Consider the following 14005-nt stretch of genomic DNA (forward strand, 5'->3'; position numbering starts at 1 on the left):
GCAACAGGTGCAACAGGCGACACTGGAGCAACAGGTGCAACAGGCGACACTGGAGCAACAGGTGCAACAGGCGACACTGGAGCAACAGGTGCAACAGGCGACACTGGAGCAACAGGTGCAACGGGTGAAACTGGAGCTACTGGAGCGACAGGCGACACTGGAGCAACAGGTGCAACGGGCGACACTGGAGCAACAGGTGAAACTGGAGCAACGGGCGCAACGGGTGACACTGGTGCAACAGGAGCAACAGGTGATACTGGTGCAACAGGAGCAACAGGCGACACTGGAGCAACGGGTGAAACTGGAGCAACGGGTGAAACTGGAGCAACGGGTGAAACTGGAGCAACAGGAGCAACAGGTGAAACTGGAGCAACAGGTGAAACTGGAGCAACGGGTGATACTGGTGCAACAGGAGCAACAGGCGACACTGGAGCAACGGGTGAAACTGGAGCAACAGGTGAAACTGGAGCAACTGGAGCAACAGGTGAAACTGGAGCAACAGGTGAAACTGGAGCAACAGGAGCAACGGGTGACACCGGAGCAACTGGAGCAACTGGAGCAACAGGTGACACTGGTGCAACAGGAGCAACAGGTGAAACTGGAGCAACAGGTGATACTGGTGCAACAGGTGCAACAGGAGCAACGGGTGAAACTGGAGCAACAGGAGCAACGGGTGAAACTGGAGCAACGGGTGACACCGGAGCAACTGGAGCAACAGGAGCAACAGGTGATACTGGTGCAACGGGTGATACTGGTGCAACAGGAGCAACAGGCGACACTGGAGCAACAGGAGCAACAGGTGAAACTGGAGCAACGGGTGAAACTGGAGCAACAGGTGAAACTGGAGCAACAGGAGCAACAGGTGAAACTGGAGCAACAGGAGCAACAGGTGAAACTGGAGCAACAGGAGCAACGGGTGATACTGGAGCAACAGGAGCAACGGGTGACACTGGAGCAACAGGCGCAACAGGTGAAACTGGAGCAACGGGTGAAACTGGAGCAACAGGTGCAACTGGAGCGACAGGAGCAACAGGTGACACTGGAGCAACTGGAGCAACTGGAGCAACAGGAGCAACGGGTGAAACTGGAGCAACTGGAGCAACAGGAGCAACGGGTGATACTGGTGCAACAGGAGCAACGGGTGACACTGGAGCAACAGGCGCAACAGGCGCAACTGGAGCAACAGGTCCTACTGAGCCCGAATCAGCATTTAGAGCATTTAGTAATACTTCTCAACCAGCGACCGTTCAAGTCTTATTTCAAGTTGAAGAGTTTGATTTGAATAATGAATTTGACCCAGCTACATCTATATTTACTCCACAACAATCAGGGGTATATTCTATTTTATCTTCTGTCGGTATAAATCCCATTGTACTAGGTGCCTATGTAGTGGAACTAGATATCCTTGTTAATGGAATTGTAAGAGCTAGGGAAGTTGAGGAAGAACTTGGAACTCAAGCTACTACAGTAACAGTTTCATCTATTCTTCAGCTACAGGCCGGTGATGAGGTGACTATAACGATTTCTACTACTCAAGCTTCTGCGGTCACAGTACCAGGAGTAACAGACACAAACTTTGAAGCAGCAAGATTCCCTTCATAATAAAAAAATGCTAAAAATACTCCGTACTTGATAAAATAGCCGACTCTCTTTCCATATTTTCTGGAGGGAGTCGGCTATTTTCTTCATTTTGCACGCTTGGATTATACCTTTTTACCCAGTAGATTTTAGGATCCTTTTTACATTGATAGTGAATATGGCCATTGCTCCTTGTTTAGTTCGTCATAGACATAAGAAAAGTCGATAAGATCGCAATCCTACAATATTTTCACAAGAATTTAATAACAAATCAGCCTACAAGTTAAGCACTTTCTCAAAATATTTTTTATTGGCTAACATCCTAGAGTCTTTAGGTCTAAATTTTAGAGCTTTCTCGTTGTGTTGATAACCCAATTGAAACTGACCCAACCTGTCATAACATACAGCTAATTGCAAATGTGGTAACCAAGTCGTGTAAGAGTGGTCTTGAAATGCTGTGCCCTGAAACTCTACATTTTCCAGTGCTTTTTTATACCAATATACGCTGGTGGAAAGATCATTTTTTTGCAAAAATGAAAATCCTAATTTACAACAAGTTTCTGGTCTAGGCGGGCCATAGCTAAGAGTGTGCAGAATCCATTTAAATTCCTCTTCTTTAAGATTTAAATTTTGATAGCAATTAGCCAATTTATTGCAAGCGGTAATATTATCCTCGACCCATCCTTTTTTCGATTTTAAAAACTGTAGATAGTATTCAATAGCTTTTTCAAATTTTCCATGATCCACTAATTCATTCGCATAGTAAAATAAATCTCGTGGCGTAAACTCTCTTCCTGATGAAAGAAAGTTTTCATATATACGCAAGTTCCGCTCCGCATCGTGGCTTAATGGCTTGTGAGATACAGCCACATCGCTATTAAGTATGTTTCCGTATACTTCCAAGTACTCATGTACCGCCCCTATCCATTTAAACCCTTTTTCCCGTTTAGCTAAACGATTTCTCGTTAAACTCGAGGTGACGTTATTCTGTTCATCAAAAGCCAGATTATAGTTCATCGAAACAGCATCAACACTTAATTCAAGAGTTTTTTTCAACTGCATCAATTTTTCCTGGTCTTGTTCTAATAACACATCATCTGCATCCAGCCATAAAATATAATCCTTTGTTGCTTGTTTAAATGAAAAATTTCGTGCTGCAGCAAAATCTTCAATCCAAGTAAAATCGAAAATCCGATCTGTATATTTGGCAACAATTTCTTTTGTATTGTCTGTGGAACCAGTGTCAACAATGTTAATTTCATCCACTATGTCTTTAACAGAGTTCAAACAACGACCGATCACAGTTTGTTCATTTCTTACAATCATACATAGACTAATTGTAATCAACATTCCACACCTTTCAATATTTTCATGTATATGCAAAATTAACGAGGAACCTCACAATAATAAGGCGTTCCAGGGCAGGGAGGAATTTACAAGAAATACGCCAAATTGTGGTATAACCCATGAAGGATACGTATTCCGAGTTGCACTAAGACAACCGCATGTTCACATTATCCAATCATGTGGATTTCTTCACTTCAGATAAAAGTTAGCTATATTTCCAACAACTCACTGTTAGTTAATAACAGATATACGTATTGGTTGATTTGTTTTCCCATCTATATCGCAATTGTGATCTCTGAGAAGTAAGGAATTGATTCTTTTGATAAATTTTAGTAAAGTCTGATAGCTGCTCCATTGAAAAACCAAAGTTTTCAGCAAGATAACCTACTTCGTTTAAAAAAGCTCAACATTTGATTCTAACCCAATATACTTATATGTCCGCGATGTAATTTCAAATAAATGTGTAGTAAATAAAGATTGCACAGTTTTTGGAGTGATAAAGCGTAAATGTGTTTCTATGATAATTTGCAATTGATAGCCTGTTTTCACTGCCGGAATGCATAAATCGTCATTTTCAAAAGACCCATATTCAAAACGCTCATCGAAACCATCAATTTTATCTAACAGTGATCTTTTTGCAAGTAACCAAAATCCAACCAGACGCAATACTAGCTTTGATTTACCGCGTTGGCTTTCGCAGTAATTGGAAGAGAAATCTTGTATTGCTTCAATGTCTGAAGCCCAATTCATAATATGTCAGTTTTGCAGATATTAGACATTTATTAAAATGTATTCGCCGATGTCATGGTTTAAATCTAAAATTCAAACGAAATTGAACCAGAACGAGACGAATTTAATTTAGGTGGCGACTCCATCAGTTTCTACTTATTATATAGCCATTATCGGAATTAGTTTTTTGAATGCTATTAGTTATATCGTGAAACAAAAAAGACTTGTTAATTAATACTGAACAAGTCTTTTTAAGATCTCTATCAATTCCAACACTCGTAAGATCAATTCTTAGTATTCCTACTCACTTGGATAAACAATCGAATTTGCGATTTCCACTAAAATTTCAGGTGTCACCTTATCAGAAACTCGCTTATCTATGTTTAGCATATACTGCCAATTATCTCTCTCAAAAACAAGTACATTAAAACCTGAAAGACTCATCAAGGTAGCTTCATTTCCATTCTTAAGTTCCAAAGTTTCTAGTACATATTTCGTCCTTATGGGTAATTTAAATTCGATAGGTCGAATGTTAATTTTATAATGATTTTCAGAAGCCTTATCATTAATAAAAACTACTTCAAAAGAGTCATTCATGTCACTATCTAAGTCATTAAATCGACCAAAATAATGAGTAAAGCTTATCGGAGGTAATCTAAGCGGCAGCATAAGTTTTTCTTTAAAATGCTGTTCAAAATCGTTGGCTGCTGCTTCTACGGTTTTGTATCCAATTTCGGGATATATCTCTTCATATGGACTAGGTTCATCATTTGCTTTTGCGAATACCGTTAAAAAAAGCACAATACAAGATGAAATCAAGATAAGTAAACTAGACTTTTTCATATACACTACCTCAAGGTTTATTTTGAATTTAATGTTCCCAGTCTTATAAAAATTATTAATAAGTATTTTAATGATTCAGTGATTTATGGAATATAGAAGGAAAATAGTAGCAATTAATAGAATAGAATTAAGAGTAGAAAAAATAAAGATAGTTCTAAGTTAAAAATAGAGAATTTATCTTTATTTGAATATACAGGATAGAGGTGAACGAATTGAGAGTAGCGGAAGAAATGAAACAAAAGATACGAGCATTATTGATTCATGATCCATTATTTACAGTCGTACGTGATACACCTATGGAAGACATATTATACAACGATTCTTATTTACTAGAAATAAATGAAAAGAAGTCCTATTCAATTATTGAAGTCGCTACTTGGTTTGGCATATCCGATGCGCAGCTGCGATATTATATCAAGCCATTCCAAGAATATATCTTACTCAACCAAGAGTTGAAACCCTCTACACCTACAACAATACGTCTATCGTTTTTGGCTATATTAAAACTAAGAATGATTATATTGTTAAAAGTTGAGTATCGGGTCAAAGGTTTAAAACAACTATTGGGAATAGATGAAGAAGGCCGTGTAAATCCACGACCGCATTTTTCCGCAGAAACAGCAGTAACAGTCCATGATGATTTAGGCGGAAAAGTGGATATGCTTAGTAATGTACTAAATCAAATGCTTCAAACAGGCTTATTCAAATTCAACAAGCTTGATGATTCAGAAACACAAATAGTAGTGAACGATGATTTCCTCAATCAAAGATTCATTGCTCTACCAAATGATTCGAATGAACAGATAGAAGAGATAAAAGTACAAACCGAGAAATTAATAAAGGACAATGAGATTTTAAAAGATCAAATTCAAGACATCACCGCTCACAAAGTGAAGGATATTGCGGTGAAGTTAAGAGAACGCCATATTGAAAACGTCGTCGTTTCTGAATTACGAGCTGAAGCGTTAAGTGAGTTTGAAAGTCAAAATAAGATTGGGCTATTTAGAAAACTATTCTATTCTTCGGAAGTCGAGAAGGAAAAAGAATACTTTATCTCTAACTATCTAAAAATACATTTATATGACAGATTAGAGTCCGAGCTTGCAGATTACTATCAGGCCAATAATTTGCAAAAATAAAAGAAGCCCTTGCATAAGCTAGGTCACTGAAAAACTTATGTTTTTAAAATGTAATGTTCTTCAATAGTAAACACCGGCACTTTTCGTTCGATTTTGAACAGAAAGTGCTGGTGTTTTTTGTATTTCCCTTATTCTTCATTTAATAGCTTTAAGATACGTTTCAAATTCACCGCAAATAATGTTGTAGCTCCTTGGATTTCCAGGCCAAATAAACCCGCCGATTTTGCCGTATTGCAGCCATGCGGATTTTTCAACTCACTATTCTTCGCTTCAATTTTATAGCGCTTTTTCGCTAAGTCTTTGAATCTTGCCGTTTCTTGAAAAGCAGCTTGCTCTTCAAGTTCGGTGGATTTTATGGAAACTGAATACGTTTTGATTTTGGCGCCGTCTTTATAATAGCCATCTTGTAATGGACAGACCTCACATTTTTCTATGTCAAAGTAATACGTAACGAGTTCTTTGATTTTAGGCACAATTAAATGTAAAGCAACATATAAGAGCTTAGAGTGAATAATTCTTGTTTGGAAATCATGGACAGTTCCACCTTGAATTAGTCCTTTCATTATAAATGGTTAGGTTTGAATCGGAAAGAATGAAAAACTCAGATAAACGATAAAACTAGTTGATTGGAGTGCAGGCGGCGACTCCATCTTGAGACCCCGCAGGAGCGTTAGCGACGAGGAGGCTCAAGGTTCGTCCCCAGGAAAGCGTCCGCCGGAACGGAAATTAACGGCATCGAAGAAAAAGCGATGGCTAAAATTCATTTTATGTGATGATCTATTGCGTGAAATATCAAAACTTATAATAATCATTTTTATAGATATGTAGCCCGATTTATTCTGTTAATATTGAAGGATGTAAATATTATGATAATATTAAGTAATACAGATTTTGATAAAGTAATAAATGTATTAGAGGGTAACGTGAATCCTATCCCTACTTCAGAGAATGGAACTTTTTTTGATTTCCTCAGGTAGAAGTTTTTTTATAAACCAACATCATTAAGTGCAGTCATTTAATCAAACGAAATAGAGAGAGGATTTTTGCAATGAATTTAAATGAATTACAAACTTGGGTATCAAAACTTGGACTTGTTCCGCATCCAGAAGGTGGATATTACAAGAGAACATTTGAATCTGAGGAACGGACTTCTGACAAAGAATTGCAAGTAAACTTTGAAGGTCAAAGAAAGCTTTATACGAGTATTTATTTTCTTTTAACGTCTAATGATGTATCTCATTTTCATCGTTTGAAATCGGATGAATTATGGTATTATCACGGCGGAAGTTCCCTAACAATCCATGTTATTCATGAAAATGGAGAGTATGAAGAAATTAAATTAGGAATTAATTTAGAACAAGGAGAAGTACCTCAAGCGTTAGTTCCTAAAAATTCAATCTTTGGTTCTTCTGTTATGGAGAATGATGTTTGTTCTCTAGTTGGTTGTATGGTTTCTCCAGGTTTTGATTTCCAAGACTTCGAATTATTTACACAAGAAGAACTATTACTAAAATACCCCCAACACAAGGATATTATTATGAAGTTAGCTTACGAAAGTATTCCAAAATAGGCTATTATAAGGTAGCTCAAACAATATTTAATAATGACGGTATGCAAACAATCGAAAAGATAGTAGGTTTTCAGCTACTTTTTATAAAATAGATAATAACCCCCCTCGAAAATCAGTATTTTCGAGGGGCTTCTTATTAGTAGAATCGAATAAGTTTATTGCCAGGTCGTAATGGAGTATCAGCATCATTTATTTATAAAAGTGGTTATATAAAATTAGGAGGGACTTTATAATGGTTGAAAATAAAGTAGTTATTATTACAGGTTCTGCTCGAGGTATTGGATTTGAAATTGGTAAACTCTTTGCTGAAAACGGAGCAAAAGTAGTCCTTTCTGACATTAACGAAGAAATGGTAAAAGTAGCTGCCGAATCCTTAAAAAATTTAGGTTTTGTATCATTAGGGATTAAAGCTGATGTAACAAAAGAAGAGGAACTACAAAACTTAGTACAAGTAGCGAAAGAAACGTTTGGTACGATTGATATCGCAATAAATAATGCGGGATTACAATACGTTTCACCAATAGAAGATTTCCCAACTGAAAAATTCGAAATGATGCAAAAAATTATGTTGATTGCTCCTTTCATTATTACTAAAACGGTTTTCCCAATTATGAAAGAGCAAGGATTCGGTCGAATTATTAATGTTGCATCTATTAATGGCTTAGTTGGATTTGCAGGTAAAGCGGCATATAACAGTGCTAAACATGGTGTTATAGGTTTAACAAAAGTTGCTGCATTAGAAGGTGCTGAACACGGTATTACTGTTAACGCATTATGCCCAGGTTATGTGGATACTCCACTTGTCCGTGGACAAATGGAAGGTTTAGCAAAAACTCGTAATGTTCCTGTGGAGGATGTGTTAGCAGAAGTTCTTCTTCCTATGGTTCCTCAAAAGAAATTATTAGATGTTAGTGAAATTGCTGATTATGCTTTGTTCTTAGCGAGCGATAAAGCTAAGAGTGTGACAGGACAAGCTGTTGTAATTGACGGAGGTTACACTGCTCAATAAAAAGATAATATCAATTAAATAGAATAGATAGTATGAACCTTTCTATCAATTCAAAGTGTATTGATAGGGAGGTTCATTTTGCGTTACTAAATTTAATTAGAATAATAAGTAAAGAAGATGTTGGATAAATAATTTAAGATTTATACATCGAATAAATTTGATTAGCTATATACTCTGAACTGTAATCAAGCCCATCTCTTATCCACCACATGATATGTTAGTTATAGCCATTATTAATCCTTGCGTTTTTCATGCCTAAAAAATCGGCAGTACAAGGGGAAGAACCTGAAGTTAAACATAATGTTTAACTGTAATTACAAAATGAAAGCATATCCGAGAAAACTAAGATATGCTTTTTATTGTAAAAAATCATCCTAAACATTAAATGAATATTCATAGACTTTTTTCATTTATTTCGTATTACTCTTGATGACGTTCTTATCTCATTCAATCCCCTAAACAAATATCGAAGTTTTAGTTCCTACTGGTGTAATATGTTGGGTTCATTTTTGAATTTAAAGTTTAAATATAATTCTTCATCAATTCAGGTTTCCATGAATGAATGGCATGACGTTCTTTTTCAAATATTTTATCTAAGTAGATCATCTTCGAGTGACCTAGAGAGCGCATAATGTCGTATATATCTGCTCCGTTCATTTTAGAAATAATAGCAAATGCATGACGGAAAAAGTGGGGAGTTATATTTGTGTTACGTGTTTCAAATATAGGAAGTGCCAAACTGTTAATCTCTTTTGCAATATACTGTGTGAAATAAGAAACTGAGAAGCGGGTACAACGGCCAGTTGTAAATAGTGGTTCATTAAGCTTACCTGCATCTAACGGTGGTAAGCATCTAACTTTCCTAAACTCCTGAATACTTGATACTACTTTTTCCTTTAGAGGTATCTGTCTGCGTTTATTTCCTTTCCCTAACACATCAAAATAATAAGAAACCGTTTTATAGTCCAATTTAAGATCCCCTACATTTAACCGACAAAATTCCTCGTTTCGAAGGCCAGTTGTTGATAGGACGTGAATAATAGAGAACATAACAACATGATTCATATCCTTATAAGTATCCAATAATTTTATTACCTCTAGTGGGCTGAAATCTCGATTTGGTCTATCATCTGCACGAACTTTAACGTTGTAGAATCCTGTATGTAGGATTTCCTGATTATATTTCGATTCATAAAGAAATGCTAAGAATGATTTTATTATTGTTGTTTTGCGTGCAAGAGTAGCAGGTGAGTATGGCCCCTTTTGTTTAACATGCGGACTACTAGTAGCTAACCAATCTTGGTATTTACGAATATGCCGCGGCTGCAATGACTTAAATAGAGAATTATCTTGAACTTTTTCAATATCTAAGTCCATTTCTAAGGAATAGATAAGTAGCTGATGTACAAACATCGCAAGTTCTCGTTCATACTCTTGTTTTGTTCTTTCATTACGGTCATGCTCCGGATTTAAATGTTCACGCTTATTGATGTACCAAACAATCATATTTAAATCATTGAAATCACTGTAAAGAGTTGAGTGATTTTTTTCTGCAATATCTAAGCGGTTCTGAAGTTCAGCTGTCATGCTTCTGTTTGCAACCTCTTTTTTGAGAGTTTGCAAAGATAAGTCGTTTACGTTAAGGATACTATTCATTATTTATCTCCTTAAAATTTTCGGAATATGAAAAAAACGGATATCTCTGAGGGCGTTTCTAAGCGTTTTAAAAACGAGTTAGGTGGGTAATCAATTATTCGAATGTTTTCAGGGGCCAATTATAAAAAAAATATTTTATTCATTAAATGGGGAAGTTAATAACGCTTGAGTTAATGGCAACATTCAGGCAACTGTTATAGGTTATCCAGTGGTAACGGCATCTTTAAATTGAAGAAAGCAACTTACATAAAAAGTACACTTATTTTTATTTTGTAAAATTCTAAATTTATAGAAGCAGTACATGAAATTCAACCAGATATCGTTACATTTTAGGAATACATTATATAAAAGCGTGAAAATTATTACATTAGAAAGGCCTTCATCACGAACGAGTATTAATCAAGGGTGTATGGGGAGGGAGAGGATTTTATGGAAATATTGTGTTTTGAACCAAGTAGAATACGGATAAATTCACGAAAAACACTAAGCATGGACTTTTTAGCTGGTGATATTGTAATTGAAATTGAAGGTGAATTGTACTTTTTAGAGTCAACTAATGGATATTGCATAGAGTTTGATATAAATAAAAATGGGATTGTAAATGCTAAAGCCACATATAGGTTTACTAAAAATAAAGTACTTTCCCTTCATGAGCTAGCTGAAAAAAGTAACCTTATTGGGGTTATTAAAACATATACAAGTCGCTTCGTTACGAAATTACAAAAATTAAACGATCCACATGTATCACCAGAAACAGAAAAACTAATTGCAGAAATTGAAAATAAGCATAAAGAATGGATGATTGATTTTGCATTAGCAACTAGGAATAAAGAGTTGTTTTTCAAATTAATGAACGGAACATAGAATAGATATGGTAGGGTTTGTTAAATGAATAATTTAAAGTCATTTTAATGTTTCGAACATCATTTAAATTTACCAATATTTTGTATTAAATACATGGAAACATATATAATAAAGAGAGAATCATATATATTAATATTTATATATTTGCATGGCTAGATGGTTATCGAAAGGAAGGTTTTCATTATGAATAAAGAACAAGAAAGGAAAACGATGGACATAATTAGAGGTATTTTCGACCATCTTCCTGTGTATCGCCGTTTAATAGTGCCAGCTGTCTTAGGGGCAGGTTCTATTAGTCTCGGACTAAATGAAATTGACCAATTGTCTTCTGAAATTGGACTAATCCTTAAAGTCATCTTAGCGTTCATTTCGGCATGTTTCTTTTATTTAAGTGCGATCAATATACAGTATGTAGAGTATTATAGAAATCCAAAAAATACTAATTTTAATGATTTATTAACTAAGAGAAATGCTTTTATTCCTTTGCTTATATCGATTTTGGTGCTAATTGTTATGAACTTTATGTACCTAACAGAAGGTCGTATATTTGTGACACTCAATATGATGCTTTTCCTTTTGTTTACTGCATTTTTCTTTAAAGGGTTGCAGTCTTACAAACGCCGATTAGAATTACGTTTAATCATTAATTATTGGATAGAAGTAGAAGAGAAAGAAAAATAAGGAATTTATCCCTGGAAAGTTAATTTTTAATGTTTTTCTTATTTAAAAAACTTGAAGGTATCAGACAAAGATTTAATATGGTGACATTAGGATATTCCGTTTGGGTTGTTCAGTCACGTTCGGAGGTAAATTAATTGGGTTTAAATAATTATGCAAAAGTAATTGTGAATATTGGAGTGGCAGTTGAAAAGGGGGATCTGGTTAAAATCAATTTTCTTTCTGAACACTTATCACTAGCTCGTGAAATATCTAAAGAAGCTTACAAGAATGGAGCTCAATTTGTTTCACTTGATCTACGGGATTCGGAAATAGAAAAAGAAAGAGTTCTTTATCTGGATGACGATTATTTAGAAAAATATCCAAAAACACTAGTTGAAAACGAATTGAATTATGCAGAATCTGGATATTCAACGATTACGATTGTTGCCCCAACTTTCATAGATAATGATGCTAAATGGATTGAAAGAGCGTCAATGATAAATAAAGCAAAAGCAAGGGCTATGAGTCCAGTTCGCACTTATGGAATGGAGAATAATAATAAATGGGTAGTCGTAAACGCCCCGACGAAGGAGTGGGCGTCGCAACTTTTTCCTGATTATACTATTGATGAAGCGATGGGGATTTTATGGGAAAAGATATTTGATGCAACAAAATCGAATGAGTCTGATCCAATAGCAGCTTGGAAAGAACAGAATAAAACCTTAAAAGACATTGCTGAAAAATTAAATAATTACCAGTTTTCCGCATTGCAATATGTTAGTGAGAAAACTGATTTGACTGTCTCGTTAGTCGAAAATCATGTTTGGATAGGAGGTTCAGAAACTACTAAAGATGGAAAAGAATTTATGTCTAATATTCCTGTTGAAGAAGTATGGACGATGCCAAATAAGTATCAGGTGAATGGATATGCTTTCGTCACCAAACCTATTATTTTAGCAGGTCAAATTATTCGAAATTTAACTCTATTTTTTGAAAATGGAAAAGTTACAAAAATTGACCCAGAAAATCAAGTAATTCTTAGTTTTATTCAAACAGATGAGGGGGGCTGCAATGCTTGGTGAAGTTGCACTTGTTCCTGTAAATTCAAATATTGCAAAAACAGGTATCACTTTCAAAAGTACTTTGTTTGACGAAAATGCAGCTTCACATATCGCCTTAGGACAAGCCTATATTGATAATATTTCAGATGGTGCATTAAAGACAGAAAAAGAGCTATTAAATTTAGGGATGAATCAATCAGCAGTTCATGAAGATATTATGATTGGTAACAATACCATGAATGTCTATGGAATTATTAATCAAGAAAAGGTTTTAATAATGGAAAATGGTTTATGGAAAATTTGAATGTAGACACTAAGAAAGATCTCCCTATTCGTTTTAAAGGATGTGTTTGTTAAATTTACGAATCCTATGTATTAAAAGTGAGGATTAGGTTCTTTATTTTTCATTCTTATAATTTTATTTTTACATTTTTCTGACACTATTCCAGGTAGAGGTGTATAAATGGCCGAACAAATTAGTATTTTTACCTTAAATGGATTTTCTGAAGACCCATTATTTGAAAAAATAGTGCAATTACAAGTTGGAGAACATGTTATAATTCAAAATTTCAAGGTTGCACGTACCAATAAATTTTATGAAATTCAAAATGATGAGATACATGAGTGCTTCCACAACCCTCAAGAATGTTGCAACTATATTGATAGAAATCTAAATTAAAATAAAACCACTCTGTAAGTTTGAATTATTAATGTTGCCGTAACTATCTACGTACAAAGAATGATAGTAATTCAATTACAAATGATGATACGATCAAAATAAATTACAGAAACGGGGAGACGATTTGATGAAAAAATATATAATATTTGGAGCTAGCAAAGGTTTAGGTGACGCATTTGTTAAAGGGTTACCCAATCCTGGTGACCAAGTATGGATTGTTTCCAGAAGCAGACCCAAAAGCTTAGACTTAAATGACGGAATTCAGCGAATGTGGTTGGAAGTAGATCTATCGCAACAAAATAAAAGAGAAAAAATTACGGAAGCTCTTCGAAATGATAAAATAGATGTACTCATTTATAACGTAGGAGTTTGGGAAAAAGAAGGGTTTGAAGATGATTACGACTTCGAACATGATAATCCAGAAGATATTGCTAATATAATAAATATAAATATAACGTCCACGATAACTTATATTCAAGCCTTGCTACCAAATCTAAGAAGGTCAGATAGTGGTAAGATAGTATTGATTGGATCAACTGCTGGTTTAGATAATACAAATAATTCTCAGGTATCTTTCGTGACTTCTAAATTTGGGCTACGTGGTATAACAAATGCTTTGAGAGAACATGTTAGAGAGGATAGAATTGCTGTAACTTGCATCAATCCAGGTGAACTTGCAGCGGAAATTCCGTATGAGGCTGGAGCAGAAAAAGCTATTTCTGAATATAACGGTACCAGAATTCCAGTCCAAGACATTGTTTCTTTAGTTAATTGTGTTGTGAGCTTGTCTAATGTTTCTTGCGTCAAAGAGATTAACGTACCAGCCATAACAGATTTAAATGCTTAAGAAGAAATGAAGCTAGTTTTGCA

The 14005-nt window shown here is 35.2% G+C and carries 14 protein-coding genes and 2 pseudogenes; 10 read left to right on the plus strand and 6 right to left on the minus strand.

Translation table 11 applies throughout. The annotated features are described in order from the left end of the window. A partial coding sequence (locus tag ACQKMD_RS07415; RefSeq protein ID WP_427750787.1) for a C1q-like domain-containing protein occupies nt 1-1602 on the plus strand: 1602 nt, incomplete at its 5' end. 252 nt (nt 1603-1854) lie between these two features. On the opposite strand, the gene ACQKMD_RS07420 is transcribed toward ACQKMD_RS07415, so the two are convergent. The 3 genes from ACQKMD_RS07420 to ACQKMD_RS07430 all read right to left on the minus strand — a co-directional run bounded on the left by ACQKMD_RS07420 (nt 1855) and on the right by ACQKMD_RS07430 (nt 4497). Beyond that, a complete protein-coding gene (locus tag ACQKMD_RS07420; protein ID WP_427750789.1) occupies nt 1855-2925 on the minus strand; it encodes a glycosyltransferase in 1071 nt (356 codons plus the stop codon). 393 nt (nt 2926-3318) lie between these two features. Further along, entirely contained in the window at nt 3319-3675 is a 357-nt protein-coding gene (locus ACQKMD_RS07425; RefSeq protein ID WP_427750791.1) for a glycosyltransferase family 2 protein, read from the minus strand. A 279-nt stretch (nt 3676-3954) separates the two neighbouring features. Further along, the gene (locus ACQKMD_RS07430) at nt 3955-4497 is read right to left on the minus strand and encodes a hypothetical protein (RefSeq protein ID WP_427750793.1); all 543 of its coding nucleotides are present in this window, start codon (nt 4495-4497) and stop codon (nt 3955-3957) included. A 212-nt stretch (nt 4498-4709) separates the two neighbouring features. On the opposite strand from ACQKMD_RS07430, the gene ACQKMD_RS07435 reads away from it, so the two are divergent. Continuing rightward, nucleotides 4710-5636 (plus strand): hypothetical protein, encoded by a 927-nt coding sequence (locus ACQKMD_RS07435; RefSeq protein ID WP_427750795.1) that lies wholly within the window; start codon nt 4710-4712, stop codon nt 5634-5636. Nucleotides 5637-5764: 128 nt separating this feature from the next. Here the strand turns inward: ACQKMD_RS07435 and ACQKMD_RS07440 are convergent. Further along, nucleotides 5765-6085 (minus strand): annotated as a pseudogene (locus ACQKMD_RS07440) (transposase); the annotation flags it as partial. 599 nt (nt 6086-6684) lie between these two features. Between ACQKMD_RS07440 and ACQKMD_RS07445 the strand changes: the two are divergent. Both ACQKMD_RS07445 and ACQKMD_RS07450 read left to right on the plus strand, forming a co-directional pair. Further along, nucleotides 6685-7206 (plus strand): cupin domain-containing protein, encoded by a 522-nt coding sequence (locus ACQKMD_RS07445; RefSeq protein ID WP_427750797.1) that lies wholly within the window; start codon nt 6685-6687, stop codon nt 7204-7206. A 232-nt stretch (nt 7207-7438) separates the two neighbouring features. Next, nucleotides 7439-8215 (plus strand): 3-hydroxybutyrate dehydrogenase, encoded by a 777-nt coding sequence (locus ACQKMD_RS07450; protein ID WP_427750799.1) that lies wholly within the window; start codon nt 7439-7441, stop codon nt 8213-8215. A gap of 133 nt (nt 8216-8348) precedes the next feature. On the opposite strand, the pseudogene ACQKMD_RS07455 reads toward ACQKMD_RS07450, so the two are convergent. Together ACQKMD_RS07455 and ACQKMD_RS07460 are read right to left on the minus strand one after the other, a co-directional pair. Further along, nucleotides 8349-8429, minus strand: a pseudogene (locus ACQKMD_RS07455) (TetR/AcrR family transcriptional regulator); the annotation flags it as partial. Nucleotides 8430-8737: 308 nt separating this feature from the next. Next, on the minus strand, nt 8738-9871 hold the full coding sequence (locus ACQKMD_RS07460) for a tyrosine-type recombinase/integrase (protein WP_427750801.1): 1134 nt from the start codon (nt 9869-9871) through the stop codon (nt 8738-8740). A 429-nt stretch (nt 9872-10300) separates the two neighbouring features. On the opposite strand from ACQKMD_RS07460, the gene ACQKMD_RS07465 reads away from it, so the two are divergent. From ACQKMD_RS07465 to ACQKMD_RS07490, 6 genes are all read left to right on the plus strand, one after another. Further along, nucleotides 10301-10735, plus strand: a complete 435-nt coding sequence (locus ACQKMD_RS07465; protein WP_427750802.1) for a hypothetical protein — start codon at nt 10301-10303, stop codon at nt 10733-10735. 183 nt (nt 10736-10918) lie between these two features. Continuing rightward, nucleotides 10919-11416, plus strand: a complete 498-nt coding sequence (locus ACQKMD_RS07470) for a hypothetical protein (RefSeq protein WP_427750804.1) — start codon at nt 10919-10921, stop codon at nt 11414-11416. A gap of 134 nt (nt 11417-11550) precedes the next feature. After that, the gene (locus ACQKMD_RS07475; protein WP_427750806.1) at nt 11551-12477 is read left to right on the plus strand and encodes an aminopeptidase; all 927 of its coding nucleotides are present in this window, start codon (nt 11551-11553) and stop codon (nt 12475-12477) included. Further along, nucleotides 12467-12760: an aminopeptidase gene (locus ACQKMD_RS07480; protein WP_427750808.1), complete on the plus strand. Its 294-nt coding sequence runs from the start codon at nt 12467-12469 to the stop codon at nt 12758-12760. Before ACQKMD_RS07475 ends, ACQKMD_RS07480 begins: the two co-directional genes overlap by 11 nt. Before the next feature lie 159 nt (nt 12761-12919). Next, on the plus strand, nt 12920-13135 hold the full coding sequence (locus tag ACQKMD_RS07485; protein WP_427750810.1) for a hypothetical protein: 216 nt from the start codon (nt 12920-12922) through the stop codon (nt 13133-13135). A 127-nt stretch (nt 13136-13262) separates the two neighbouring features. Next, entirely contained in the window at nt 13263-13982 is a 720-nt protein-coding gene (locus tag ACQKMD_RS07490) for an SDR family NAD(P)-dependent oxidoreductase (protein WP_427750812.1), read from the plus strand. Nucleotides 13983-14005 lie beyond the last annotated feature (23 nt).

The organism is Viridibacillus sp. NPDC096237 (assembly GCF_050278625.1).
Lineage (GTDB): Bacteria > Bacillota > Bacilli > Bacillales_A > Planococcaceae > Viridibacillus.

Bases quoted from the DNA above. Each gene is read 5' to 3' on its own strand.
- ACQKMD_RS07425 (WP_427750791.1), bottom strand. From the start codon at position 3,675: ATGAATTGGGCTTCAGACATTGAAGCAATACAAGATTTCTCTTCCAAT.
- ACQKMD_RS07430 (WP_427750793.1), bottom strand. From the start codon at position 4,497: ATGAAAAAGTCTAGTTTACTTATCTTGATTTCATCTTGTATTGTGCTT.
- ACQKMD_RS07445 (WP_427750797.1), top strand. From the start codon at position 6,685: ATGAATTTAAATGAATTACAAACTTGGGTATCAAAACTTGGACTTGTT.
- ACQKMD_RS07450 (WP_427750799.1), top strand. From the start codon at position 7,439: ATGGTTGAAAATAAAGTAGTTATTATTACAGGTTCTGCTCGAGGTATT.
- ACQKMD_RS07460 (WP_427750801.1), bottom strand. From the start codon at position 9,871: ATGAATAGTATCCTTAACGTAAACGACTTATCTTTGCAAACTCTCAAA.
- ACQKMD_RS07465 (WP_427750802.1), top strand. From the start codon at position 10,301: ATGGAAATATTGTGTTTTGAACCAAGTAGAATACGGATAAATTCACGA.
- ACQKMD_RS07470 (WP_427750804.1), top strand. From the start codon at position 10,919: ATGAATAAAGAACAAGAAAGGAAAACGATGGACATAATTAGAGGTATT.
- ACQKMD_RS07480 (WP_427750808.1), top strand. From the start codon at position 12,467: ATGCTTGGTGAAGTTGCACTTGTTCCTGTAAATTCAAATATTGCAAAA.
- ACQKMD_RS07485 (WP_427750810.1), top strand. From the start codon at position 12,920: ATGGCCGAACAAATTAGTATTTTTACCTTAAATGGATTTTCTGAAGAC.
- ACQKMD_RS07490 (WP_427750812.1), top strand. From the start codon at position 13,263: ATGAAAAAATATATAATATTTGGAGCTAGCAAAGGTTTAGGTGACGCA.